Genomic DNA, 861 nt, shown 5'->3' with positions numbered 1-861 from the left:
TTTTATTGATTTTTAATCAATTATATTTTTTGTCGTGTACTAAAATTGAACTTTTATTTATATTTAATGAGCCAATATATTGAATTTTATTATTTTTAATTATAATATACTGAGGAAAATATTTAATGTTTAACTTTTCTACAGTGGTGCGGTCTGCTATCAATTTTTTAAAGGTATACTGTTCAGTAAATTTATTAATATAATTCTGTGTATCCCTGCGTAAAGGAAAATTTAAACTGTAAAATTTTACTTTATGATTTTTATATGATGTAGCAACTTTTTGAAATTTTGGAAACTCTTTTATACAAGTTGCACAACTTGTTGTCCATACGTCTAAAACTATTGTTTCTCCTAAATCATTTAAAAATTTACTATTACCAACTTCATCATATACGAGTAACTTTGGCAATTGTACACCAGATAAATCTTTAGATTTTCTATCCCATAAAAAGTTATAATAATTTGGTAAGAATAAAGTAATTAAAAGTATACAAGCTATGTATATCAAACAAAATTTAGCAATAAAATTAGTAGGCTTACGGTATATAGTTACAGCAATTAAAAAACTTAAAATTGCACCTATAAATAAAGGTATAGATGGATAATTATCTTCTGAAGCATTAATAACAACAAATATTAATTGTAAAAGAATAAAAGGAGCAAAAATAAATGTTGCTCCTTTTATTTGATTTTTATAAGGTGATTTTTTAAGTAATACTATTCCCGCTAATAATAATAAGGAAGTATCAATAAAAAATCTATATATAAAATTTGATGTAAATGGAAATAAACAAAAGATATTAAAAACAAATGTAATTAATGAAGTGGTTTAAACTTATTTGTTAAATAAAAAAGGGTTGA

The 861-nt window shown here is 22.5% G+C and carries 1 protein-coding gene; it reads right to left on the bottom strand.

Features of this window, described 5'->3' with window-relative positions; all coding sequences use genetic code 11:
• Nucleotides 1-16 precede the first annotated feature (16 nt).
• Nucleotides 17-508: a TlpA family protein disulfide reductase gene (locus CHU92_RS15635; RefSeq protein WP_165764535.1), complete on the bottom strand. Its 492-nt coding sequence runs from the start codon at nt 506-508 to the stop codon at nt 17-19.
• Nucleotides 509-861 lie beyond the last annotated feature (353 nt).

It is taken from the genome of Flavobacterium cyanobacteriorum, from assembly GCF_002251835.1.
GTDB classification, from domain to species: domain Bacteria; phylum Bacteroidota; class Bacteroidia; order Flavobacteriales; family Flavobacteriaceae; genus Flavobacterium; species Flavobacterium cyanobacteriorum.
The sequence above is the reverse complement of the archived record's forward strand: the minus strand, read 5'-3'. Positions and strand labels throughout refer to the sequence as shown.